Origin of the sequence: Cupriavidus sp. DL-D2, from assembly GCF_039710735.1 — a bacterium.
Taxonomy (GTDB): Bacteria; Pseudomonadota; Gammaproteobacteria; order Burkholderiales; family Burkholderiaceae; genus Cupriavidus.
The window spans coordinates 178,888-199,803 of the sequence record NZ_JBDKXK010000012.1 but is presented as its reverse complement, the minus strand read 5'-3'; the positions used below and the strand labels follow the sequence as shown (position 1 = coordinate 199,803).

The window sequence follows — 20,916 nt, the reverse complement described above, 5'->3', positions numbered from 1 at the left end:
ATGCAAGCGCCGTTACTTTTTGCAGCCACTTCAGGCTTTTGACATCACATCTGCGCGAATATACTTGTCACTGCCCTCGCACAATGCAGCCGGGCCGTCTCACCGATTTCCAGAAGAACGCATGCCGACTGAACTCCACGCCTGGACCACCCTTCGCCAACACTTCGATGCCATCCGCCATACGCCGATGCAGCAGTGGTTTGCCGAAGCCGAGGCCGCACGCCGGGTCGAGGACTTTTCGCTGGAAGCCGCCGGGCTCTACCTGGACTACTCCAAGAACCGCATCACGTTCGAAACCTTCGCACTGCTGATGAAGCTGGCCGAGGAAGCGGGCGTCACCCAGCGCCGCGACGCGATGTTTGCGGGCGAACACATCAACACCACCGAGGATCGCGCCGCGCTGCACGTGGCGCTACGCGCGCTACTCGAGGCGCCGTTCAAGGTCGATGGTCAGTCGGTGATGCCGGGCATCCACGACGTACTGCGCCGCATGCGCGATTTCGCGGACCGCGTGCGCACCGGCGCCTGGACCGGTTTCACGGGCCAGCCCATCCTCGACATTGTGAACATCGGCATTGGCGGCTCCGACCTCGGCCCGCGCATGGTGTGCCGCGCCTTGGCGCACCTGGCCGATCCACGCGGCCCGCGCATGCACTTCGTGTCGAACGTCGATGGCACCGAACTGGCGGAGACGCTGGTACGGCTCGATCCGGCCCGCACGCTCGTGATCGTCTGCTCCAAGACGTTCACCACGCTCGAAACCATGGCCAACGCGTGCAGCATGCGCGAGTGGTTCCTCCAGAACGGTGTGGCCGAGAACCAGTTGGCACGGCATTTCGTGGCGGTTTCCACAAACCGCGAGGCGGTGGTCAAGTTCGGCATCGACCCGGACAACATGTTCGAATTCTGGGATTGGATCGGTGGGCGCTTCTCGCTGTGGTCGTCGGTTGGCTTGTCGATCGCGCTGGCCGTGGGCTTCGATGCGTTCGAAGACCTCCTGCTCGGCGGCCGGGCCATGGACGACCATTTCCGCACCGCCCCGCTCGCGCGCAACATGCCCGTGGTGCTGGGGATGCTCGGCATCTGGTATCGCAATTTCTTCGGCATGCCCACGAGCTGCATGGCGCCCTATTCGACGTCGCTCGAACTGTTTCCTGCGTTCCTGCAGCAACTGGAGATGGAGAGCAACGGCAAGTCCGTACAACTCAACGGCGCTCCGGTGCACGTGGACACCTCGCCTGTGGTCTGGGGCACGGCCGGCACCAACGGCCAGCATGCCTATTTCCAGATGATCCACCAGGGCTCGCAGGTGGTGCCGGTGGACTTCGTCGCGCCGCTGGTACCACCGCGCGAATTGCCGGGACATCATGCCAAGCTGCTGGCCAACTGCTTCGCACAGGCTGAGGCACTGATGCGTGGCCGCAGCGCGGAGGAGTTGCGCGCGGCCGGCGTCAACGACGAAGCCCGTATCCCGCACATGGTGTTCGACGGCAACCGCCCGAGCAATACTTTACTGATGGAAGATCTGACACCGCACGTGCTGGGCGCGCTGATCGCGCTCTACGAGCATCGCACGTTCGTGCAGGGCGTGGTCTGGAACATCAACTCGTTCGACCAATGGGGCGTGGAGCTTGGCAAGATCCTCGCCCGCCCCATCGAATCGGAACTGACCGGCAAGGGCACGGCCGTGCACGATGCATCGACCGCCTCGCTGATCGCCCGCGCCCGTGACGTGCTGGCGCGCGGCTGATCCGCTTCCTTCGATTCAGATTTCCGTACCCATCAACTCGTCGCTGGCTACCCGACCGGCGTCGATGGTCAGGATGCGACCGCAACGCGCCGCCACGGAGCGGTCATGCGTGACCAGCACCAGCGTGGACCCGGCATCGCGGTTCAGCTCGAACATCAACGCGATCACGGCCTCGCCCGTGGCCGTATCGAGGCTCCCTGTGGGCTCGTCCGCAAACAGGATGTCGGGCCGGGCCACGAATGCGCGAGCCAGCGCCACGCGCTGCTGCTCGCCGCCCGACAGCGTGCGCGGATAATGCGTCAGCCGCTTGCCGAGTCCCACGCGCTCCAGCATTTCCGTGGCACGCTCGCGGACGCGATCCGTCTCGCCGCGCAACTCAAGCGGCAGCATCACGTTCTCCAGCGCGGTCAGGTGGCCGACCAGCTGGAACGACTGGAACACGAAACCGACATGGCGTCCCCGCAGCGCGGCGCGCTGGTCTTCGTCGAGCTGGAACAGATCCTGCCCGTGCAGGCGCACTGCCCCATTGCTCGGGAGATCGAGCCCGGCGAGCAGGCCCAGCAGCGTGGACTTGCCGGAACCCGATGCACCGACAATGGCCAGCGTTTCGCCAGCCGTGACGGAAAACGAGACGTCGTGCAAAATCGTCAGCGAACCCGTCGTGTCGGCTACGGTCTTTCCGAGTGACTCGACAGCAAGAATGGAAGAGGACATGCGCGAGAAGATTGGAAACGGAATTGGAAATGGGGCACGCCGACGATTGGTGGCGGCTTGTATTGCGACCACGGCCGCCGCATTCGGTTCGCTGGTGTTGCCGGCAGTTGCACAAACGTCCACCCAGACATCGGCACCCTCAGTGCTCGTCCTGGGCGACAGCCTCTCGGCCGAATACGGCATTGCGCGTGGCACCGGATGGGTCAGCCTTCTGCAGGAGCGCCTGCGCCGCGAGCGGTTCGATTATAGCGTCGTCAATGCAAGCATCAGTGGCGAGACCACGGTGGGCGGCAAGACGCGCCTGCCTGACCTGCTCAAGCGCCACAAGCCCGCCGTGGTCATCGTGGAACTCGGTGCCAACGATGCCCTGCGCGGTCTCTCGCTGCAATCGACCGAGACCAACCTGCGCGGCATCGTCAGCGACGCCAAGAAGACCGGCGCCAAGGTCGTACTCGTAGGTATGCGTATTCCGCCGAACTACGGGCAAGACTACACCGAACGCTTCTTCGCGCTGTACACAAAGCTGGCCAAGGAACTCGGCACGCAGTTGGTGCCGTTCTTCCTCGACAAGGTCATCACGCGCGCCGACTGGTTTCAGGACGATCGGATCCACCCCACCTCGGCAGCCCAGGCTACGTTGCTGGATAACGTATGGCCGGCACTGCAACCGTTACTCAATGCACCCGGCAAGGCACGCTGAACGCACGACATTTCGACAATGCATTGCCAAACAAAAAGCCCCTGAGACAGGCAATATCTCAGGGGCTTTTTGCTGGGATCAGCCAGATCAGTTGGCTGGCTGGCTTTCCTCGGCCTTGGCCGGGCGCAGGATCTTGACCTTCGCCTTGGCCTTGAGCGCGTCATAGTACGCGGCCAGTTCAGTCTGACCAGCCAGTTGGCTCAGTTGCTGCGCATCGGCATCACGCTGGCCCGGATTCGCTGCGGGGGGCGTGCTCACCTTCGTCACGCGATAAATCGCGTACCCCTCGGCACCCAGATCCACGCCCACCACTGACGGCAGCTTGGTGGCATCGGCACGCATGATCGCATCGACAGCCTTCGGCGGCAGGCCATCGGCCTTGGCGCGCGATACCACGATCGTGGCGCCGAAACCGTCGGCGTTGCCGCCCTTCTTCAGCGCCTCAAGGCGTGCTTCGCCATCCTTGCGTGCCAGTTCGGCTGCCTGTTGCGCAATGTAAGCCTGACGCACCTGCGCTTCGACATCCTCGAACTTGCGCGCCGCCGCCGGACGATAGTCCACGACACGGGCCGCCACCAGGGTGGTGGGACCCACTTGCACGGCTTCGGTATTGCGCTTGTTCTTGAGCACGTCGTCGCTGAACAGGGCCTTGAGCAGCTTCTCGTTGTTCAGCGGGCTATCCTTGCCCAGCGCCGGGTTTGGCTGACGCGTGACGTTGTCCGCGGTCTGGATCGTCAGCTTGAACTTGTCGGCAGCCGGCTTGAGGCTGTCGGACTGCTCGTACACCGTATTGCCGAACGCATCCGCCTGCTCCGCATACTTCTTGCTGGCCAGTTGCTTCTTCAGCTCGGCTTCGAGTTCCGGACGCACGGCATCCAGCGGCTGCGTTTCCGCTGGCTTGATGCCGGTCAGCTTGATGATGTGATACCCGTAGTCGGTCTCGACCAGATCGCTGATCTGGCCATCCTTGAGGGCATACATTGCGTCCTCGAACGGCTTGACCAGTGCGCCATAACCCATGAAGCCGAGGTCTCCACCCTTCTCCGCCGAACCCGGGTCTTGCGAGTTCTTCTTCGCCACGTCAGCGAACGTCTCGGGATGCTTCTTGACTTCGGCCAGCAGCTTCTCGGCCTTCTCCTTGGCAGCCTTACGGTCGGCGTCCTTGCCGTCCTTCGGCGCGGCGATCAGGATGTGGCTCGCGCGGCGTTGCTCTTCCGTGCGGAAGCGCTGGATGTTGCTGTCGTAGTAGGACTTCAGTTCTTCCGGCGTTACGGCCTGGCTTGCGGCCAGCGCTTCGCCCGACAGTACAACGTACTCGACCTTGGCCTCTTCGGGCGTGGTGTACGCCGACAGGTGCGATTCGTAGTATGCCTTCAGCGCGGCCTCATCGGGCTTCACCTTGGACGTGAAGTCAGCCGACTTGATCGTCAGCGGCTGCACATCGCGTTGCTGGTCGCGGATGGCGATCAGGCGATCCAGCAACGACTTCGGTACGAATGACGTGGTACCGACGGCGGCGCCCAGTTGCTGCGTGGCCAACTCGAAGCGCATGCGGCTATCGAGCTGCTCGGGCGTCATGCCCTGCTGCGCAAGCAACTGCACATAGGCTTTCTCGTCGAACGTACCATCGGGGCCACGCAGTTGCGCAATCGCCGGAATGGCCTGGATGGCATCGCGCACTTGCGTGTCGGACACGGTCAGGTGTTTCTTCTCGGTGGCATCAGCCACCACGCGCTGCTGGATCAACTGGTCCAGCACAGACTGGCGCGCTGCCGCGCCTTCGAACATGCGCGGGTCATAGTTGTTACCCAGCATCTGGCGCATGCGCTCGCTCTGGTCTCGCACCACGTTGTCGACTTCCTGCACGGTGATGGTACGGCCATCCACCTTGGCCACATCGTGCGAGCCATCCATGAAGCGCGAGTAGCTCTCGACGCCGAAGAACACGAACGACGGGAAGACGAGCACCAGCAGCAGCAAAAGCATCAGGCGCCGGTTATTGCGTACGAAATCAAGCATGCTGATCGGAAAATGGGTTGGGCCGAAGGCCGATGGACAAACCCTGCGATTCTAGCAGGAGCGGGACACCAGACCTGCGGAAAGTGCGGTGTGGCTTTCTGTGAGGTCAGGAGATGCTGCTAACGAACGATGGACGCGCATGACGGGTCCATCGTTCGGGGGCTCGCCTACATACCGCAGGCCGCGGATTCGCTTGCATGCGAATCCCTTCTCGCCCCGCCCGGGAGCTGCGCAGGCAGCTCCCTCCACTCCGCCAAAAAAAAATGCCCGCATAAATGCGGGCATTCTCTTTTTTGGCGGAGTGGACGGGGCTCGCCTACATACCGCAGGCCGCGGAATCGCTTGCAAGCGATTCCCTTCTCGCCCCGCCGGGAGCTGCGCAGGCAGCTCCCTCCCAACCATCAAAAAAAATGCCCGCTTCCGCGGGCATTCTCTTTTTTTGGCGGAGTGGACGGGGCTCGAACCCGCGACCCCCGGCGTGACAGGCCGGTATTCTAACCAACTGAACTACCACTCCTGAATTGGGCCCTTCGAGGCAGCTGCAGCGCGATGGTGAATGGTGGGTGCTGAGGGGCTCGAACCCCCGACCTACGCCTTGTAAGGGAATAGAACCCCCTTTCAAATCAAAGGCTTACAGCATCCACCGGCTTTGTCTTGCCAACCACCCGGGTGCAGAGAGACCGAAGTATAACGAAGCGATTTGTAACAGGCAACCCCTACCTAAACAGTGGCAGCTCCTCCTCCTCGACCGCCTCCCCACTTTGCCGTCTTGCCTCCCTGAGCTTCATTGCTTCACGCTTTCCGCGGGGAGTAAGCCGCGCGAACTCGTCGCTCGGTCCGAACCGCTCAACCAGGCCTCGTCTCGCCAGTTCGTGCAGGCAGGCATCGATCTCGATGCGCCACTCGGGAGTAACCCGGCCGAGCCCGACTAGATAATCGGGAAGCACGGCCATCATCCTCAGCAGTTTCATTTCAGCCGGCGTTAGGTCCACGAATGAGAGTCCCCATCGGAGAGCCCATCCTTTCACTCCCATTAACCAGTCGCCTACGACCGCCAGCCCCCACAGAACCAGCGGCACGCCAGTGAGACTCATGAGAGCCACCGGGGCGAAGCCCCAAGGGTCTGGCACCTTAGGAATGTAACTAGGATAGTGCCGCGGTCCAAAGTAAAGCACTAGCCCAACCACCAAGAGCGCCGTGAGGAGCTTTTTGGAGTCGAAGATGAATTTGAGGAAGCCTTTCAGGTCCATGGGTCGCTCTCGTTTTGCGAGATTATGCCGCAGTGGGATACTGTATGAATATACAGTATCATGAGCCATGGATCCGACGGACTACTCTATCCCCGAGAACTGGGATCGCATCTATATATTGGACGCGGCGGCACGCCCGGTGCGCGTTTTCGATTTTCGGGTGCATTCTAAATGGGCATGCACCACGGGGAAGCAATACAAACTAAGAGACACCCTCCCCGAGCACGGCGTCGAGGTCACGACCTATTTCTCCGGCTGGGCGAGCCTGCGGGATGACAAGCCCCCGATGTTCTGGACCCTCATCCGGGGCGGTGGCCATGACCGAATGTTCGAGTCCGAGACCTGGGAAGCCGCCCAGGACAAGCATCGGCGTGTGGTCGAAAAAGTGCGCCGAGTGCTACCGCGCATAGGGTGATGTTGTAATCGCCCGAACGGTCACCACATGGGATAGACAAACCGATATACTCGGGGAGTATTAGGAGTCCCCCATGAAGAAAGCCGCCACCGTATCTCTCAGCAAGTACAACGTGCCCATCAAGGCACGGGAGAAGGTCACGACCGTGTCGACCACCACTACGGGCTTCAAGACTGAGAACCGGATGCAGAAGTCGCTGGATGGCCATTGGATCGTGAGCCGCAGCGCGTCCGACAAGGACGTCTTGGGGGTCGCCCGCAATGTGATCGTAAAGCACCATGACGTGATCAAGCGCCTCGCTAAGCGATGAGCGATGAGCGAATTCATTTCGATCACGCCTGAGCAGGTAAGGGAAATCCACGAAGTCATTCTTTCGACCGAACAGGGCCTGTCCGGCGAGCACCAAGGATACCTTGAAGGCGCGCTAAATCGCGTGGCGACTGCCCAGTACTATGAGGGAGTCGACGATCTGTTCGACCTCGCCGCCCACTACGCGAGGGCCATCGGGGAGGGCCACTGCTTCAGCGACGCCAACAAGCGTACTGGGCTAGTCACCTGCCTCACCTTTCTGGAACTGAACGGAGTCGTGACCCCACGCAATGCCGCGCTGGAGGACGCCATGGTCGACTTGACCACCGGAGACCTCCCTCTGCAGGACTTTGCCACCCTACTCTTCTCGCTGGCCAATTGGTACGACCCCGACGACGACGACGACGACAAGCAATGAAGAAACGGCCCCATCGGGGCCGTTTTTGTTTAGGGCCGCTGCGCAGCGATGTGCGCATGGAGCTCATCCAGGTACGACGGGACGTCGCTCGTCTCGGCCGGCGGTGGGTATTGTACTAGGCCGGCAAGCTGGCAGACCGCATCGTATAGCTTCGTGGTCCCCGGCACGGCATCGTAGAGATCGGGCCGGTGCTCGCGGAGCCAGGCCCGCAGCTCAGTGGGCAACATTGGACATCTCCATCAGGACTCGCCTCACCGACGTGGCATGGCCTCCTGGGTGCTGCAGGTAGAGCTCGACGGCCTGGGCCAGGGGGTAGTGCTGGATTACCTCCCAGCGCTGGTCGAAGTCTTCGAGCTTTTCCTTCCGGAGCTTCAGCTGGCCGCTGCGCATTTGGACGACGTGCGCGAACTTGTAGCCTCTCTTCACGACCAGGCACGTGATGGAGCCCTTGCGGCTGCGATACGGGCCCGCCAGGGCAAAAGTGGTGTTTTGGTGCATAGTCAGGTACCTCTTATTTTTCGAGGTTTTGTAGGAAGATCTCGTCAACCACGATCGGATGGTCGAAGCTACCCATGCCGCCGGCGACGAGGTTAAGGATCACCTTTTCGGCCGCAGCTTCGGACAGGCCCTGGCCGGCCAGGATTCCGTGCATGCGTTGCTTCGAGTAGACGAGCTGTGGGGGAATGGTCAGCGTGTGGCCGATGACTGCGTCCTCGAACCCGGTCGCATACTTGACCCGGTTCGTGTTGACGCCCTTGTCAGCCAGGTGCTGCATCAGGGCGCCTTGACTCATGCCGTCACCAACTCGTGTTTGTTGCAGGTGGCTCGCTTCAGCGTGGCGAAATCCCCAACGTTGCAGCGCAGGGACTTGTCTACGGTCCAGTGCATAACCCGGCCGTTCCAAGACTTATAGGACTTCTCCTCAACCCGCTTGCTGAAGTGCTTGCAGTTCTCGCACGAGTCGGGAGTCTTGCGGAAGCCCTGCTCAAGCTTCGCCAGGGCCTGGGGGGATTGCTTCTTGGTCATGCCATTTCCTTGTTGCGGTTGTCGATTTCGGTCCAGAGATCGGACCAGCTGCCGGTCAGCACACCTTCGCCGTACTCGGTGCCGCGGGTTTCGAAGAAGTTGGCGTGCTCCTTGCCGTTGAGGATCCAGTCCAGCCAGTCAAGGGGGTTTTCCTTGACGTCGTAGTTGTCCTTGAGCCCCAGCTGGTTCAGGCGGCGATTGGCGATGTAGCGGATGAACTGCTTCATCTCGGCCGCGGTCAGGCCCTCGATGCCGCCCTGTTCGAAGCACAGGTCGATGAAGGCGTCCTCGAGCTCGACCATCTTTCGGCAGATGTCGTACAGCTCGAGCTTGAAGTCGTCGGTCCAGAGCTGCGGGTTCTCTTCGATCAGCGTGCGGAAGAGCTCGATCATTTTCTCGACGTGCAGCGACTCATCGCGGATGCTCCAGGCGACGATCTGATTCATGCCGGTCATCTTGTTGAAGCGACCGAAGTTCATCAGGATGGCGAACGACGAGAACAGCTGCAGGCCCTCGGTGAAGGCGCTGTACACGGCCAGGTTGCGCGCGACGCCGGCGGTGTCCTTAACATCGAACTGCTGCACGAACTCGTGCTTGGCGGCCATGGCCTCGTACTGGGTGAAGGCCTTGTACTCGACCTCCGGCATGCCGACCGTTTCCAGCAGCAGGCTGTACGCCCACACGTGGATGCCTTCCATGTTGGCGAAGGCGCCCATCATCATGCGCAGCTCGGGCTGGCGGAATGCCGGGATGAACTTGTCGTAGTAGCCCCTGGCCACGTCCAGGTCACCCTGTGTGAAGAAGCGGAACAGCTGCGTCAGCAGGTTCTTTTCCGCGGCGCTGAGCTTCTGGTTCCAGTCCTGCACGTCCTTGTGCATCGGCACCTCGGTCGGCATCCACTTCATCTTTTCCTGCATCACGAAGCCGTCCCAGGCCCACGGGTATGTGAGGGGCTTGAAATAGTCGCGGCTTTGGAGAATCTTGCTCATGGTCTTGTCGGTATTGGGGGCTCCCGCCCCCGTGAGAATCAGCCCTCGCAGGCCACGCAGGTTTCGTAGGAGACGGTCGGCGCGGTCTGGATGACCTGGCGCTCGCTCTTCGTGCCGATCTTCTCGGCACGGAACGGGGCCTCATTGCGCAGGTAGTAGAGCGACTTCATGCCCTTGCGCCACGCGGCGAAGTGCATGTCATGCAGCTCCGTCACCGAGATCCCTGGGCGGATGTAGAGGTTCGTCGACTGCGACTGGCTGACGTTCGGCTGACGGTCGGCAGCGTGCTGGACGACCCATACTTGGTTGAGCTCCGGCGCGGTCTTGAACACGTCGCGCTCCCAGTCCGATAGGAAGTCGAGCCCCTGCACCGACCCCTCGCTGGTCACGATCTGCGACCACGTGGGCTTGTCGTTGCGGCCATACTTCTCGAGCACGGCTTCCAGGTGCGGATTCTTGACGAGGTGCAAGCCCGACAGGGTCTTTTGCGTGAAGGCGTTACCGGGCCAGGCTTCGGTGGACGGCGAAACGCCGACGATGATGGCGCTCGATGCGTTCGGCGCGATGGCGCTGCGGTACGCGAAGCGCTCACCGGTGCCGATCATGTCAGGAGCTTCGCCGCGCTCGATGGCCAGCTTGCGGCTGGCGGCCAGCGTGCCTTCGTCGATGTGCTTGAAGATCTTGCGATTCAGGCCCACCGCCATGGCGCTCTCGAACGGGACGTTCTTGCGCTGCAGGTAGGACTGGAAGCCCATCAGGCCGAGACCCACTGCACGCTCCTGGCTGGCGGAATAGACCGCGCGCTCGAAACCGTGGCCGGCGTTCTGGATGAAGTACTCGAGCACGTTGTCGAGGAAGCGCATGCAGTCCTCGAGGAACAGCGGGTCCTGGCTCCACTCGTCGAACAGGTCGGCGTTGGGCGAGGACAGACAGCACACGGCGGTGCGCTTCTCGTCGGTGGGGAGAGTGATCTCGATGCAGAGGTTTGACTGGCGGATGCGCAGGCCCTTCTGCTTCTGGGCTTCCGGCATCGCGCGGTTCGACGCGTCGATGAAGTGGAGGTAGGGCTCGCCCTGGGCCACGCGTGTCTCGAGGATCAGCTGCCACAGCGTGCGGGCGTCGACGGTCTTGATGACCTTCTTCGAGTGCGGGTCGATCAGATCCCATGGCCGGCCGTACTGGACCGCTTCCATGAAGGCGTCGGGAACGTTCAACCCATGGTGCAAGTTCAGGCACTTGCGGTTCTCGTCGCCGCCCGAGGGCTTGCGCATGATGATGAACTCTTCGACCTCCGGGTGCGAGATGTCCTGGTAGGCAGCGTACGACCCCCGGCGGGTCTTACCCTGGCTGAAGGCCAACATCTGGCGGTCCACCACGGTCATGAAGGGAATCGAGCCCGTCGACTTTGAGCCGCTGCTGGTGTCGGTGCCGTCGCTGCGCACGTCGCCCCAGTAGCCGCCGATGCCTCCGCCTTCAGAGGTCAGCCAGATGTTCTCGTCGTAGTGGTCCGAGAGGCCGAGGCGGCTGTCGGGTACATACGGTAGGAAGCAGGAAATGGGGAGCCCACGCGTTTTCTGGAAGCGGCCGGCATGGAAGTTGTCTTTCCACGAGGTGCCCCAGCTGGTGCGGATCGGCGCATTCGACAGCACAGGCGTGCTGCCACCGAACCATTTGCGCGAGAAGTAGGAGTACATGCGGCGGGCGTGCGCTTCGTCATCGGAGAAGGCTCGCGCGGCGCGCATGAAGATGTCTTGGGGGGAGGTCTCGCCAGGGACCAGATATCGGTCCTTCAGCGTCTGGATGCCGAAGGCTGTAAGCCTGTCATCCAGTGAGTAGTCGGGTTTCAATTTCATCTCCGGGGTGAAAAACGGCGCCCGCAGAGGGGCGCCTTTGGAGATGAAATGGTAGGAGCGGAAACCGCCCGAAAACCAGGGAAACTAGCCCAGGTAGCGGCTAATGATACGGGCCACTTGATCGTGCAGAACCTGCTGAAAATCTTCTGCACCCCCGGTGTTGTAGATGACGTGGTCGAAGTCCCGATCCTCGAGCAACCCTTCCGAACCATGGCCACCCGTGTAGGTGTTTCCTGGTCGAACGACCTTGATCCGAACCGTGTCGTCGCGGGCCCGCAGCATGTCGTCCTCGTTGGGGAAACGCAGGTCATCGCAGATGACGTGCAATCCCAATCGGTGGTACATGGAAACCTTCATCTCGAACGCGTTGAGCCAGATCTCCGGCGTCACCATGTTGCGGCCCCACTCGGTGCCAAGCGTCTGCTGCAGGTACCGAGAGGATTTTCCGCCCAGCTCCCGGATCGGCAACTCCTTCAGGGATCCATAGACCGCTTCCTTGATGGTCACTTCGTCCTCGCCACACTCCCGGAGGAGCGTGGCGACCATGGCCTTCAGCGGACCGGCGAACTTCACCGGCTGCGCGCCACGGGCCTCGAAGTAATCCGCCACCGTGGTCTTCCCGGACTGCATGGCCGGGGAGTACAGGGCAAACACGAGGCGGCTCATGTCAGTCCCCCGACGAGCTCGACGAGCTGCTGCTGTCGCTGCTGCTGGAAGAGCTGCTGTCGCTGCTCGAGTAGCTGCTGGTGTAGCTATCGTCGGCACGGCATTCCTGCGTCGTGGCCGAGGTAGCGATCGAGGCCACAGCCACCGGCTCGTCGAAGTTGGCGCTGGCGCCACCGCCGTCGAATGTGCCACCCCTCCCTGTCACCGGCTCTTCAGCGGGCGGCAGCGGCGCATTGAGGCCCGGGATCACGACGATATTGATATCGGGCTGCGTGTCGGCGTAGCCGACGAGTGGGGCACGGCCGTCCTCGCCCAGGTCCGGCGTCGGCACCGGGGTGCCGGCCGGCAGCGTCGGGGCCTGGGGCTTGGCCACCTTCGCCTCCACCTCCTGGCGATACTGGCCCCAGCCATTGAAGTTGCCACCCTTCACAGCCTTTGAGCGCAGCGGGCGCGCGACGTGCTCCGTCGGCGAGGCGTGGATCGGGCGCGACGCCACCAGCTTGTCGTGGCGCTCGATCTCCTTCTCCACGGAGGCGTTGCCATCGAATGGGGTATAGCTCACGCGCGCGTTGCGGGCCGTAGACAGCTTCTTCAGCGTCTCGATGTCATATTGCTCACGCTCTTCGTCGGTCACGTACGGCAGGTGCCATTCGTTCAGGCCCAGCTCGCGCGGCTTCGAGCACTTCGCCGCGTGGAGCATGGCCCACGCCAGCAGCTGCATCTCGGGCTGCGCGTCCGGGTGGGCCCGCAGGTCGTAGAAGTTGTCGAAGTCGGTCGCGGTGATCACCACGTCGACGTACATGAACGTCTCGACCAACCTGTTCGTGTGCTGCTTGTGCAGCCCAATCTTGGCCTCGAGGCCGGCGAAGAAGGCGGCGGCACGGGCAGCGGCGCGCCACACAATCTTGGCCGCAGCCAGGCGCCAGCCAGTCAGCTCCGCGCCGGCCTGCATGCCGGGTTGGTTCGAGCCCCACACGAGCGGCATGTACGGCTCATTGCGCACGCGCTCCAGGATCTTCAGGGTCGGGATGGCGCGCGAGCTGCCGGCGTTACGACTGAAGACACGGTGCGTGTTCAGCTCGGCCAGCAGGCACTTCGGCAGTCTGGCCTGGAACGAGACGATCTCGCCACCGTGGGATTTGGCCTTCGAATGGGCAATGACTTTTGCGTCGATCATGATGTATTGGAATTGAAAGGGGCGCCTCAGCGCCCCTGGTTTGCGTGAGATTGTTTATGCGGCTCGGGTGTCGGGTGGAAGCAGATCGTCGTCGTCGGAGCCACTGCGCAAGGCGAGCCACATGTACCAGGCGGGCTCCGCGAGGGCCAGCAGCAGCGGCAGGAACACGAACCACCAGACCACCGCGCCGAAGCCGAAGGCACCGGTGACCTTGCACAGCACGGCCAGCACGGTGTAGGCCACGAACGTCTTGGTCAGGAACATGTCAGGCCCCGACGTGCTTCAGGACCACCGCTGCGAGATCCGGGGGCGTCCAACCCTCGGGCTTCTGGATCTTGCCGAACTCGTTCTTGATGCAGCGGCCGGTCTCCGGATCGATCTTGGCCATGTTGGAGCCCTGCACCTCGGCGAAGCCCTCGTCATGGGGCAGACCGTGCATGGCCGAGAAGCCCAGCGTCACGACTTCGATATCGACGCACGCGTCCAGCTGTGCGATGGCCTTCATCGGGCTGCGGTTCAGGTCCTCTTCGGCCAGGTTCTTGAGGATGTGCGTCAGCTCGTCGATCTTCTGCTTGGCGGCGTCCAGCGTCGCGCCGTCGGCCAGCGTCGCCTCGATCAGCTCGCCGAACTCCTCGTTGATCAGGTTCAGGCACATGCCCGTCGTGCGCGCATCGAGCGTGGCCGGGTTGACCGGCAGCTCGCCGCGCGCGGCGGTGTTGAATTGGTGGACTTGTTGAAAATGGGTGCTCATTTCAGTAGGGCTCCGGTTTGGCGGTGAACCAGGGGCGGCGCTGGATAGGTTCAGGATTGGGGAAGGCGTACTGGACAACGAATCCAGAGTCCTTCACCTGAACCATCGACACGAGGCCGGCGTCGTGTTCGATCTTGGTGTCGGCCAGCTTCGCGGCGTGCGCGCGTGGCCATTCGAATGCGTTGGGGAGCCGGCGAGAGACGATGTAGGTGAAGTGGTCCGGAGCACCCCAGCCACCCACCTGTTCGGACTTCATGATGTCCGTGACATCGGTCACGGACATCTCAGCCATCACCGCGACTTCACGCGGCGTGTAGTTTTTGCTCAACAGCTCCAGTACTACGTCCCTCATGGACTTTCTCCGTAAGATCGATGATCTGATCTGCTACGGGCTTCTTGTGCGTGACGATCACCACCTGCTTGATGGTGCTGGTCAGCCTACGGAGACATTCGGCGGTGTATTCCGCGCGGTTGTCGTCCATGGCTGCATCCACTTCGTCGCCCATGAAGACGGAGAAAACCCGGTTGGTCAGTACTTGGCCCAGACCAATTCGGATTGCGAGGTTCGCTACGGCCTTGCCAGATCCGGACAGCTTGTGAAGCGCCTGCCCGTCGACGTTGATGTTGAAGTCCTCGTCGATCTCGATGGTGTTTCGCACACCACCGGTCATCTGGTTCAGCAGCAGCGAACTGACCTTGTTCAGCGACGGGGTCAGGTGAGATTTGACCTCAACCTTTGCCTCCATCACTGCAGTCCTGGCCTTCGCCAGATCCTCCGCTTGTGCCCGCAGATCAGTGAGTTTCTGCATGTCCAAAGTGTAGGAGGAAAGGTCTTGCTGGAAACGTCCAAGGGCCTGTTCGTATCGCATACTTGCCTCGAGCTCGGAGCGGAAATGCGACAGTCGTGCATTGCATCCCTCCAGCTCGTCGAAGCGCTTCTGCTTCACCGCGCGCTCGGCCACATGCCCCTCGTACTTCGGCAGCGCGCGATCGTACTCAGCCGCCAGCAAATCGTAGTGAAGGCGGGCTCGAAGGTCCGCCTCCCGGTCTGGCATCTGCTCGAGCCGGCCGCGCAGCACCAGCACGTGGCCGTTCAGCTCGTTGACATCCTTCTCTAGCTTCTCCTTACGCTCCTGATTGCCGAGGAAGCCACGGTGCCGGGTGATTTCCTGCAGGGTCATCGTCGGTGTTTGCACCTCCTTCATCTGCTCATACAGAGCGTTGCGCCGCTCCTTGTTGCCCAGCAGCGCGCGCTGCTCCTGGATCTGACGCAGCGTCAGCTTCGGGTACTCGGTCTCGACCACGGCCTTCAGGTCCGGGTGCTCGAGCTCTTCGGCCACCGGCCAGTGGTGATCGCACTTCGGGCATGTGTGCTCGCCCTTGGCCAGCAGGCGCTTCTTACCACCCCAGGCTTCAGCGTCATGGAACTGGCGCTCCATGGCGTCGAGTTCATCCTTCGTGTAGTCGGCACACTTCAGGGCCTTGACCTGCGCCATCAGCTGGCCGTTCAAGGCCAGCGTCTCGTGGGCCTGAGCCATTGCGTCCAACTGTTCGGCCGTGAAAGACGTGAAACTCAGGCCGGCCAACTCGCGCGCCGCCAGGTCTCGCTGACCCACAAGCATGGTGGCCGCGTCGGCCAGTTCCTTGCGCTTGGCCTGAATCGCCTCGAGCTCGGGGACCGACTCCGTGACGGCGCATGCCGCCGGTGCCACCGGCGGGTCGACTTTGACCGACAGGAAACCTGCCAGCTGGCTACGCTCGGTGGCCTGGGCCTGGAGCTCCTCGACCAGTGCCTTCAGGTCGGCGGCTGGCCGGTAATTCGCCGGCGCCTCCGGTGCCACAGGCTCGCGCAGCATGCTCTCGATCGTGTCCGCCTGGCGGCGCAGGCTCAGGCCCTCCTCCGACAGCACCTTGGCAATGTCATCCAACACGTGCAGGCCGATCGTCTGATCCACCATTGCCTTGCGCTGGGCCGGCTTCATGTCGCCCAGCTCCTCCGCCTTGCCCTGCAGGCAGGCGTTGGCCACGTCGAACACCGACATGTCGTAGCCGAAGATCTCACGGATCTTCTGGTTCACGGGCTTCGTGCCGGTGGCGATCTCGACACCCTCGCGGCCAAGGGTGGCCTTGCTGGTGGAGCGGTGAATCGTGTAGCCGACGCCCTTCACTGCGAAGTCCAGATCGACCTTCAGCGTCTTGTAGTCGGCGGCCTCGCCACGCAGCGCGGCGGTGCCCCAGAGGGCGAAGCGGATCATCTCCAGGACCATGGATTTGCCCGACTCGTTCGGGCCCACAATGGCCGACTGGCCGTCCTGGAAGTTGATGGTGGTGTCGTTGTGGCGGAAGGTGCCACGGATGCGGATGCTGTTCAGCATTTCTCGTTCCTCAGTTCTTTGATGCGGCGGTACAACTCGTCACTCCGGCCGGTCGGCTTGTCACGCCGGTAGATCTTGGCCAGCGCGTCCCACTCGCGCAGGATCCCGGCAAACTGCGGTACCTTCTTCGCAATCCGGGGGAAAGCATCACGGATCTCCGGTACCGCCTTCATCAGCCTCAAGCAGCGGCCAAAGTCCGAAGGGTCATGAGGCGCATCGAAGTCTCCCTTCGTGGCGCCCAGGAAGATCGCAAGCATCGTTTCGGAGGAGACGCCGGTGTCGTGACTCCTTAGCCAGTTTCCAATCTTGCGAAGGGTCTTCTCATTCGGCATTGCGGCGCTCCATGTACATGTCCATCGTGCGCTGCGCCGTCGTGTCGCTGACGCTGTTGCGCTCCAGCGCGCGGCGCAGGATTGCCTGCATATCGAAGGTGTCGAGCTGGATCTCGATGCCCTCTTCTTCCTGCAGGTCGGCCGCCACGCGCTTCTGGGTCAGCGCCAGGCAGTCGATCTCGAAGTCCAGGCTCTCCCCCGGCTTCAGCAGCACGCGGACGTTCTTGTCGCGGTACGCGCCCGGGTCCGCCCGAAGCTGGTCCAGCGTCAGCGACACGTACAGCGCGCCGGCCGCGTCTTCGCCGTGGCTGTAGGGCTGCATCGATCCGGTGTAGTGGATCTTCATGCCATCCACGTCGTAGTCCTTGCCGTTGTGGTCGTGACCCGAGACCACCAGCTTGGTCTTGCCCTGCAGCTGCGGCAACGGGATCACGTTGTGGGCGTCGCCGCCGTAGTCGCTCATATCCCAGTGGCCGACCACGCAGTCGAACTGGCCGGTCAGCTTGCTGGCCATCTGCGCGGCGGTTTCGAACGGCATCCAAGGCAGGAACGCAATCTTGGCGCCTACGGGCTGGCTGTCGTAGACGAAGATCGTGTCCTTGACCACGGTGATCATTCCCAGGCCGTCCAGCAGCTCATACAGCAGATCGAACGAACTGGCCTTGTCGGTGTCGCGGCTCGCGTCATGGTTGCCCCGCAGGATGACGAAGGCAGTGTTAGGGCGCTCGCGCATGGCTTCGCGGTAGGCCTCGACGACGAACAGAACCACCTCGGGCGCCACCACGAACTTGTCGAAGATGTCGCCGACGCAGATGTTCACGTCGCACGCGACCAGCAGCTCGCGCTTGAACTGCTCTTGAACGCTGGCCTCGCGCTCGCCGCGCCTGTGCAGCGGCACGCCGGTCTCGAACTTGCGGCCCAGGTGGGGATCACCGATGAAGTGGACGTTCAGGTTTCCGATTTGCATGGTGCCTCCAGGAGAGAGTCGACCACCTTCATGGCGGCCTCAATGGCGTCTTTGGTTTCGAGCTCGGGGTCGAGGTGATCCAGCAGCTTCTCTGCCCACTCCCGCCAGCCCTCTGGGTATTCGGAGGGGTGCAGTTGAGCGAGAAGATTCGCAAACGCGGCGATGAAGCCAATGCGCAGCGTCTCGGTATTCGATGGGGTCGGTGCGGTCATGGTGTGCGAAGGGCCCCGAAGGGCCCTTGTTTTACTTGGTGTCCGCGTAGCAGCGGAAGATCACCTTCAACTGGTGGAAGCAATCGAACAGCGCGTTGTGCGCCGGCCCTTCGAACGGGATCAGCTCGCCCTCGTAGTTGGGCACCGGGTTCGGGAAATGGCGGGCGTGCAGCCAGGTGTTCTGGTCGATTGCGTTACGGAAGTGGAATGGGTTCTTCACCTCAAGCGACTTGAAGTACGAGCTGAGGAACGGGAAGTCGAACGAGATCGGCTTGGCCCAGAAACGCAGCTTCTCGTACGGGTCCGTATCCTGCTCGCACCACTGGCTGAATTCCTTCAGCACGACGTCCGCATCACGCTGGCGTGCAAACAGGCTTTGCAGGATGGCGCGCTTGTCCTTCAACCACCAGTCACGGGTACCTTCGTCCCAGAAGCGGTTTGGGATCGGGGCCAGCGCCTGGTCGAAAGTGCTGCCGACCGTGCCTTCGGCAAGGTTGAACTTCACGGCAGCGATCTGCAGGATCTGGTTGTGACTCGGGTCCGTGCCAGTCGTTTCAAGGTCGACCAGGATGTCGTGGTAAAGCTGGGTCATAGTGCGAATTGGTATGGTTGGAGGTCGGCCCACTTGGCGCTCTTCACGCCGCCCGCTCGGATCTCGTGAAAGACCTGGGCAGGGACGGCGAACCAGAGGCCGGTGGCCAGGCTTTTGACGTAGAACAAGTACTCACCACCGGCCGCGACCTGCCGGACCGATGCCGCCCATTGCGACGGCCGAATGTCTGCGAAGGGAAAGCTGACCGGGTTCTCGCTGCTCTTCACCTCGGCGTACCAGGTGTGGCCGTTGAGCGTCACAATTGCGTCAGACGGCTGAGGCAGTGCCAGTGCGCTCTTGCCTCGGATTCCCTTGGCGAGTGCGGTGTCGGCGAGCCAGCAAACGAAGGCTCGTTTGCCGTACCGGTCGGTGAAGCGGGCTTCGAATTCGTCCTGGGCGCCCTGCCAGGTCTTATGGTTCGGTGGCATGCGGGAAGTCTATGGCGACCCGCATTGAAAAAGGCCCCTTTCGGGGCCTTGGTAGCGACTACTTGCCGAGCTTCGCTGCCTCGAATTGGTCGATCACCCACTGCAGAGAATCGGCCTCCGACTTATCAAATCGGCGTTCAACGAAGCGCGGCAGAAAGATCGAGTACTTCGGGTTGCTCGGGGACGGCTTCAGGACCAGGTTGCCCCGCACAGTCACGATGGCACCCAGCCAGTCATCGCGGTTATCGCTGATTTCCTGACGCAGCTTGTCCGAGAAACCGGAGATATTGGTCTCGAGCAGGTCATCATGCGTCGCTACCTGCATCGAACCGAACGTCGCGGCGTTCTTGCCCTCACCCCGGTTGAAGCCCTTAACCTTCAACTCGACGTCAGCCTCCAGCTTCAGCTTGATCTGGGACTTGCTGGTGCGGTCTTCCCACACGGCGTTCCGTTCCTTTAGGATTGTGCCCTCCTTCCCTTGGGCCATCAGCTCCGCCGCGTGCTCATAGGCCTCGTCTAACGAGTACACCACCTTGGTCGGGATCAGGCGAACCTCCGCGCCTGGGTCTCGCAGCAGGCGTGCCAGCGAGGCAACCCGGTCGTGGTACGGAAGCATGTAGCTGCCCTTTGGCTGCACCGCGTGGAGGGCCACCATATCCCATAGATAGAGCACGGGGGTCTGCAGCTCACTGAAGAGGCCACCCTGATTGACATGGTTCAGCACGCCATTCGAATCTTGGCGCTCCATCGGTTTGCCGTCCATGTGGACCACCAGTTCGCCGTGGAACTGGAAGCCAGTCGGTAGCTGCTCGCGGATCAGACTTACGATCGGGGCGTATTGGTCCAGCGGGAACTCCTGGCCCTGTCGGCTCGAGATGCGCACTTCACCGTCATCGGTGTGGTCAACGTTGACGAACATACCGTCGGCTTTCTCCTGCGAGAAGGCGCCGCCGACCCAGTCCCAGGTGTTGAACTTGGCGGCCTTGGGCAGGCTGCAACGCATGTAGGGCACGTCCGGAATCCAGCCTGGGAATGCCTTGTTGGCGGTGTCCACCTTGATGCCAACGTCGAGGTCCTTCTTCAGCACGCGGGCCAGTAGGTTCGCGGTGGACTCCGTGTACTGGCCCAGCACGTGCGTCACGCTGTCGCGCGCGGCGTTGCCGGTCAGACGCTTCGATGTCAGGTCGTTCAGCAACCCGAGGAATTGGCCCGCGCCGGCGTCAGTCGAGGCGAAGACGACCGGCATGTCGATCCTCTTGATACCGAAGCGTGTGAGGGGGTACAGAGCCGCGTGTGCCAGGATTCTCGATTCCGGGCAGTTCTCGATCAGCTTCAGGGCCGCCAGCTTGGCGTCCTTCTTGTTGCTGGCCGCGGCGGCGGCCATCATGTTCAGGAATGCTTGCATGTTAGTTCTTCGAATCGTTTCAGGAAATTCAGCTTGGCGCGGAGCGGTATCCACGCCTCCAGGGTGTAGGGGCACTCTGCGACGCCCTGCAGCACGAACCAGGGTTCGCAGTCACGCGGGAAGAAGTCGCGCTTCTCTCCGCCCAAGGCGATCAGGTCGGCCTGCTTCACCGACGGGGGCAGCACCGGGTTCAAGTTGAACCGGCGGAAGATGTCTTCGTGCAGCCGGTCCTCCAGCTCCCGGTACGCCGGCATCAGCCGCTTCAGCGGCGTGGGCATGTCACCCAGGTACGCCTCCGTCGCGTCATGCATCAGGCCGGCCAGCGCGTCCTCAGGCGGCACCAGGTAGCTGACTAGCACCGAGTGCTGCGCCACCGAGTAGAACTCGGGGCTGTGGCCGGCGAACCGGCACACATTCGACAGCCCATGCGCGATGTCCTCGATGGTCACCACGTTGCTGGCCAGATCCGTGTAGTTGAAGTAGTGGCCGCTGTGGGTCAGGATGTCTGTGCGCACTTTTCCTCCAGCATCTGCACGTAGATCTCGTCCATCAGGGCCTTCAGATCATT

Annotated in this window: 26 protein-coding genes and 1 tRNA gene; 5 read left to right on the top strand and 22 right to left on the bottom strand. The window is 62.2% G+C overall.

The window, feature by feature from the left end:
- The first annotated feature begins 121 nt into the window (after positions 1–121).
- Positions 122–1,750: a glucose-6-phosphate isomerase gene (pgi, locus tag ABDB81_RS10155; RefSeq protein ID WP_346810950.1), complete on the top strand. Its 1,629-nt coding sequence runs from the start codon at positions 122–124 to the stop codon at positions 1,748–1,750.
- Between the two features lie 15 nt (positions 1,751–1,765).
- On the opposite strand, the gene ABDB81_RS10150 is transcribed toward pgi, so the two are convergent.
- Complete coding sequence (locus ABDB81_RS10150; RefSeq protein ID WP_137924479.1) at positions 1,766–2,464, bottom strand: ABC transporter ATP-binding protein; 699 nt, start codon at positions 2,462–2,464, stop codon at positions 1,766–1,768.
- Between ABDB81_RS10150 and ABDB81_RS10145 the strand changes: the two genes are divergently transcribed.
- Positions 2,463–3,164, top strand: coding sequence for an arylesterase (locus ABDB81_RS10145; protein WP_237380083.1), 702 nt, complete (start codon positions 2,463–2,465; stop codon positions 3,162–3,164). The two genes, ABDB81_RS10150 and ABDB81_RS10145, sit on opposite strands and share 2 nt — an antisense overlap.
- Positions 3,165–3,251: 87 nt before the next feature.
- On the opposite strand, the gene ABDB81_RS10140 is transcribed toward ABDB81_RS10145, so the two are convergent.
- The 3 genes from ABDB81_RS10140 to ABDB81_RS10130 form a co-directional block, all read right to left on the bottom strand.
- Positions 3,252–5,183: a SurA N-terminal domain-containing protein gene (locus ABDB81_RS10140; protein WP_346810948.1), complete on the bottom strand. Its 1,932-nt coding sequence runs from the start codon at positions 5,181–5,183 to the stop codon at positions 3,252–3,254.
- 440 nt (positions 5,184–5,623) lie between these two features.
- A tRNA-Asp gene (locus tag ABDB81_RS10135) sits at positions 5,624–5,700 on the bottom strand.
- Positions 5,701–5,899: 199 nt separating this feature from the next.
- On the bottom strand, positions 5,900–6,433 hold the full coding sequence (locus tag ABDB81_RS10130) for a hypothetical protein (RefSeq protein ID WP_346810946.1): 534 nt from the start codon (positions 6,431–6,433) through the stop codon (positions 5,900–5,902).
- A 67-nt stretch (positions 6,434–6,500) separates the two neighbouring features.
- Between ABDB81_RS10130 and ABDB81_RS10125 the strand changes: the two genes are divergently transcribed.
- The 3 genes from ABDB81_RS10125 (at position 6,501) to ABDB81_RS10115 (ending at position 7,575) form a co-directional block, all read left to right on the top strand.
- Positions 6,501–6,848, top strand: a complete 348-nt coding sequence (locus ABDB81_RS10125; RefSeq protein WP_346810944.1) for a hypothetical protein — start codon at positions 6,501–6,503, stop codon at positions 6,846–6,848.
- Positions 6,849–6,921: 73 nt separating this feature from the next.
- Entirely contained in the window at positions 6,922–7,158 is a 237-nt protein-coding gene (locus tag ABDB81_RS10120) for a hypothetical protein (RefSeq protein WP_346810942.1), read from the top strand.
- A 3-nt stretch (positions 7,159–7,161) separates the two neighbouring features.
- Positions 7,162–7,575 (top strand): type II toxin-antitoxin system death-on-curing family toxin, encoded by a 414-nt coding sequence (locus ABDB81_RS10115; protein ID WP_346810940.1) that lies wholly within the window; start codon positions 7,162–7,164, stop codon positions 7,573–7,575.
- A gap of 213 nt (positions 7,576–7,788) precedes the next feature.
- Here ABDB81_RS10115 and ABDB81_RS10110 read toward each other — a convergent pair whose 3' ends face one another.
- The 18 genes from ABDB81_RS10110 to ABDB81_RS10025 form a co-directional block, all read right to left on the bottom strand.
- Positions 7,789–8,073, bottom strand: a complete 285-nt coding sequence (locus ABDB81_RS10110; protein ID WP_346810938.1) for a hypothetical protein — start codon at positions 8,071–8,073, stop codon at positions 7,789–7,791.
- A 13-nt stretch (positions 8,074–8,086) separates the two neighbouring features.
- Positions 8,087–8,368: a hypothetical protein gene (locus ABDB81_RS10105; protein ID WP_346810937.1), complete on the bottom strand. Its 282-nt coding sequence runs from the start codon at positions 8,366–8,368 to the stop codon at positions 8,087–8,089.
- Positions 8,365–8,601, bottom strand: coding sequence for a hypothetical protein (locus tag ABDB81_RS10100; RefSeq protein ID WP_346810935.1), 237 nt, complete (start codon positions 8,599–8,601; stop codon positions 8,365–8,367). Before ABDB81_RS10100 ends, ABDB81_RS10105 begins: the two co-directional genes overlap by 4 nt.
- Positions 8,598–9,590: a ribonucleotide-diphosphate reductase subunit beta gene (locus tag ABDB81_RS10095; RefSeq protein WP_346810933.1), complete on the bottom strand. Its 993-nt coding sequence runs from the start codon at positions 9,588–9,590 to the stop codon at positions 8,598–8,600. Before ABDB81_RS10095 ends, ABDB81_RS10100 begins: the two co-directional genes overlap by 4 nt.
- Before the next feature lie 38 nt (positions 9,591–9,628).
- Positions 9,629–11,437 (bottom strand): ribonucleoside-diphosphate reductase subunit alpha, encoded by a 1,809-nt coding sequence (locus tag ABDB81_RS10090; RefSeq protein WP_346810931.1) that lies wholly within the window; start codon positions 11,435–11,437, stop codon positions 9,629–9,631.
- A 90-nt stretch (positions 11,438–11,527) separates the two neighbouring features.
- The gene (locus tag ABDB81_RS10085; RefSeq protein WP_346810929.1) at positions 11,528–12,109 is read right to left on the bottom strand and encodes a hypothetical protein; all 582 of its coding nucleotides are present in this window, start codon (positions 12,107–12,109) and stop codon (positions 11,528–11,530) included.
- A gap of 1 nt (position 12,110) precedes the next feature.
- Entirely contained in the window at positions 12,111–13,286 is a 1,176-nt protein-coding gene (locus ABDB81_RS10080) for a hypothetical protein (protein WP_346810928.1), read from the bottom strand.
- Between the two features lie 54 nt (positions 13,287–13,340).
- Positions 13,341–13,550 carry a hypothetical protein gene (locus ABDB81_RS10075; protein ID WP_346810926.1) on the bottom strand — a complete coding sequence of 70 codons (210 nt, stop codon included), beginning with the start codon at positions 13,548–13,550 and terminating at the stop codon, positions 13,341–13,343.
- A 1-nt stretch (position 13,551) separates the two neighbouring features.
- Entirely contained in the window at positions 13,552–14,037 is a 486-nt protein-coding gene (locus tag ABDB81_RS10070) for a hypothetical protein (RefSeq protein WP_346810925.1), read from the bottom strand.
- Position 14,038: 1 nt separating this feature from the next.
- Positions 14,039–14,389 carry a hypothetical protein gene (locus tag ABDB81_RS10065; RefSeq protein ID WP_346810923.1) on the bottom strand — a complete coding sequence of 117 codons (351 nt, stop codon included), beginning with the start codon at positions 14,387–14,389 and terminating at the stop codon, positions 14,039–14,041.
- Complete coding sequence (locus tag ABDB81_RS10060; protein ID WP_346810921.1) at positions 14,340–16,412, bottom strand: SMC family ATPase; 2,073 nt, start codon at positions 16,410–16,412, stop codon at positions 14,340–14,342. The genes ABDB81_RS10065 and ABDB81_RS10060 overlap by 50 nt, the downstream gene beginning before the upstream one ends.
- Entirely contained in the window at positions 16,406–16,744 is a 339-nt protein-coding gene (locus ABDB81_RS10055) for a hypothetical protein (RefSeq protein ID WP_346810919.1), read from the bottom strand. Before ABDB81_RS10055 ends, ABDB81_RS10060 begins: the two co-directional genes overlap by 7 nt.
- Positions 16,734–17,711: a metallophosphoesterase gene (locus tag ABDB81_RS10050; RefSeq protein WP_346810918.1), complete on the bottom strand. Its 978-nt coding sequence runs from the start codon at positions 17,709–17,711 to the stop codon at positions 16,734–16,736. The genes ABDB81_RS10055 and ABDB81_RS10050 overlap by 11 nt, the downstream gene beginning before the upstream one ends.
- On the bottom strand, positions 17,693–17,923 hold the full coding sequence (locus ABDB81_RS10045) for a hypothetical protein (protein ID WP_346810916.1): 231 nt from the start codon (positions 17,921–17,923) through the stop codon (positions 17,693–17,695). Before ABDB81_RS10045 ends, ABDB81_RS10050 begins: the two co-directional genes overlap by 19 nt.
- Before the next feature lie 31 nt (positions 17,924–17,954).
- Positions 17,955–18,515, bottom strand: coding sequence for a 3'-5' exonuclease (locus ABDB81_RS10040; RefSeq protein WP_346810915.1), 561 nt, complete (start codon positions 18,513–18,515; stop codon positions 17,955–17,957).
- Positions 18,512–18,943: a hypothetical protein gene (locus tag ABDB81_RS10035; RefSeq protein WP_346810913.1), complete on the bottom strand. Its 432-nt coding sequence runs from the start codon at positions 18,941–18,943 to the stop codon at positions 18,512–18,514. The genes ABDB81_RS10040 and ABDB81_RS10035 overlap by 4 nt, the downstream gene beginning before the upstream one ends.
- A 58-nt stretch (positions 18,944–19,001) precedes the next feature.
- The gene (locus tag ABDB81_RS10030) at positions 19,002–20,348 is read right to left on the bottom strand and encodes a hypothetical protein (RefSeq protein WP_346810911.1); all 1,347 of its coding nucleotides are present in this window, start codon (positions 20,346–20,348) and stop codon (positions 19,002–19,004) included.
- Positions 20,333–20,863, bottom strand: coding sequence for a metal-dependent phosphohydrolase (locus ABDB81_RS10025; protein ID WP_346810909.1), 531 nt, complete (start codon positions 20,861–20,863; stop codon positions 20,333–20,335). The genes ABDB81_RS10030 and ABDB81_RS10025 overlap by 16 nt, the downstream gene beginning before the upstream one ends.
- Between the last annotated feature and the right edge of the window lie 53 nt (positions 20,864–20,916).

Bases quoted from the DNA above. Each gene is read 5' to 3' on its own strand.
- pgi (WP_346810950.1), top strand. From the start codon at position 122: ATGCCGACTGAACTCCACGCCTGGACCACCCTTCGCCAACACTTCGAT.
- ABDB81_RS10145 (WP_237380083.1), top strand. From the start codon at position 2,463: ATGCGCGAGAAGATTGGAAACGGAATTGGAAATGGGGCACGCCGACGA.
- ABDB81_RS10150 (WP_137924479.1), bottom strand. From the start codon at position 2,464: ATGTCCTCTTCCATTCTTGCTGTCGAGTCACTCGGAAAGACCGTAGCC.
- ABDB81_RS10140 (WP_346810948.1), bottom strand. From the start codon at position 5,183: ATGCTTGATTTCGTACGCAATAACCGGCGCCTGATGCTTTTGCTGCTG.
- ABDB81_RS10130 (WP_346810946.1), bottom strand. From the start codon at position 6,433: ATGGACCTGAAAGGCTTCCTCAAATTCATCTTCGACTCCAAAAAGCTC.
- ABDB81_RS10125 (WP_346810944.1), top strand. From the start codon at position 6,501: ATGGATCCGACGGACTACTCTATCCCCGAGAACTGGGATCGCATCTAT.
- ABDB81_RS10120 (WP_346810942.1), top strand. From the start codon at position 6,922: ATGAAGAAAGCCGCCACCGTATCTCTCAGCAAGTACAACGTGCCCATC.
- ABDB81_RS10115 (WP_346810940.1), top strand. From the start codon at position 7,162: ATGAGCGAATTCATTTCGATCACGCCTGAGCAGGTAAGGGAAATCCAC.
- ABDB81_RS10110 (WP_346810938.1), bottom strand. From the start codon at position 8,073: ATGCACCAAAACACCACTTTTGCCCTGGCGGGCCCGTATCGCAGCCGC.
- ABDB81_RS10105 (WP_346810937.1), bottom strand. From the start codon at position 8,368: ATGAGTCAAGGCGCCCTGATGCAGCACCTGGCTGACAAGGGCGTCAAC.
- ABDB81_RS10100 (WP_346810935.1), bottom strand. From the start codon at position 8,601: ATGACCAAGAAGCAATCCCCCCAGGCCCTGGCGAAGCTTGAGCAGGGC.
- ABDB81_RS10095 (WP_346810933.1), bottom strand. From the start codon at position 9,590: ATGAGCAAGATTCTCCAAAGCCGCGACTATTTCAAGCCCCTCACATAC.
- ABDB81_RS10085 (WP_346810929.1), bottom strand. From the start codon at position 12,109: ATGAGCCGCCTCGTGTTTGCCCTGTACTCCCCGGCCATGCAGTCCGGG.
- ABDB81_RS10080 (WP_346810928.1), bottom strand. From the start codon at position 13,286: ATGATCGACGCAAAAGTCATTGCCCATTCGAAGGCCAAATCCCACGGT.
- ABDB81_RS10075 (WP_346810926.1), bottom strand. From the start codon at position 13,550: ATGTTCCTGACCAAGACGTTCGTGGCCTACACCGTGCTGGCCGTGCTG.
- ABDB81_RS10070 (WP_346810925.1), bottom strand. From the start codon at position 14,037: ATGAGCACCCATTTTCAACAAGTCCACCAATTCAACACCGCCGCGCGC.
- ABDB81_RS10065 (WP_346810923.1), bottom strand. From the start codon at position 14,389: ATGAGGGACGTAGTACTGGAGCTGTTGAGCAAAAACTACACGCCGCGT.
- ABDB81_RS10060 (WP_346810921.1), bottom strand. From the start codon at position 16,412: ATGCTGAACAGCATCCGCATCCGTGGCACCTTCCGCCACAACGACACC.
- ABDB81_RS10055 (WP_346810919.1), bottom strand. From the start codon at position 16,744: ATGCCGAATGAGAAGACCCTTCGCAAGATTGGAAACTGGCTAAGGAGT.
- ABDB81_RS10050 (WP_346810918.1), bottom strand. From the start codon at position 17,711: ATGCAAATCGGAAACCTGAACGTCCACTTCATCGGTGATCCCCACCTG.
- ABDB81_RS10045 (WP_346810916.1), bottom strand. From the start codon at position 17,923: ATGACCGCACCGACCCCATCGAATACCGAGACGCTGCGCATTGGCTTC.
- ABDB81_RS10040 (WP_346810915.1), bottom strand. From the start codon at position 18,515: ATGACCCAGCTTTACCACGACATCCTGGTCGACCTTGAAACGACTGGC.
- ABDB81_RS10035 (WP_346810913.1), bottom strand. From the start codon at position 18,943: ATGCCACCGAACCATAAGACCTGGCAGGGCGCCCAGGACGAATTCGAA.
- ABDB81_RS10030 (WP_346810911.1), bottom strand. From the start codon at position 20,348: ATGCAAGCATTCCTGAACATGATGGCCGCCGCCGCGGCCAGCAACAAG.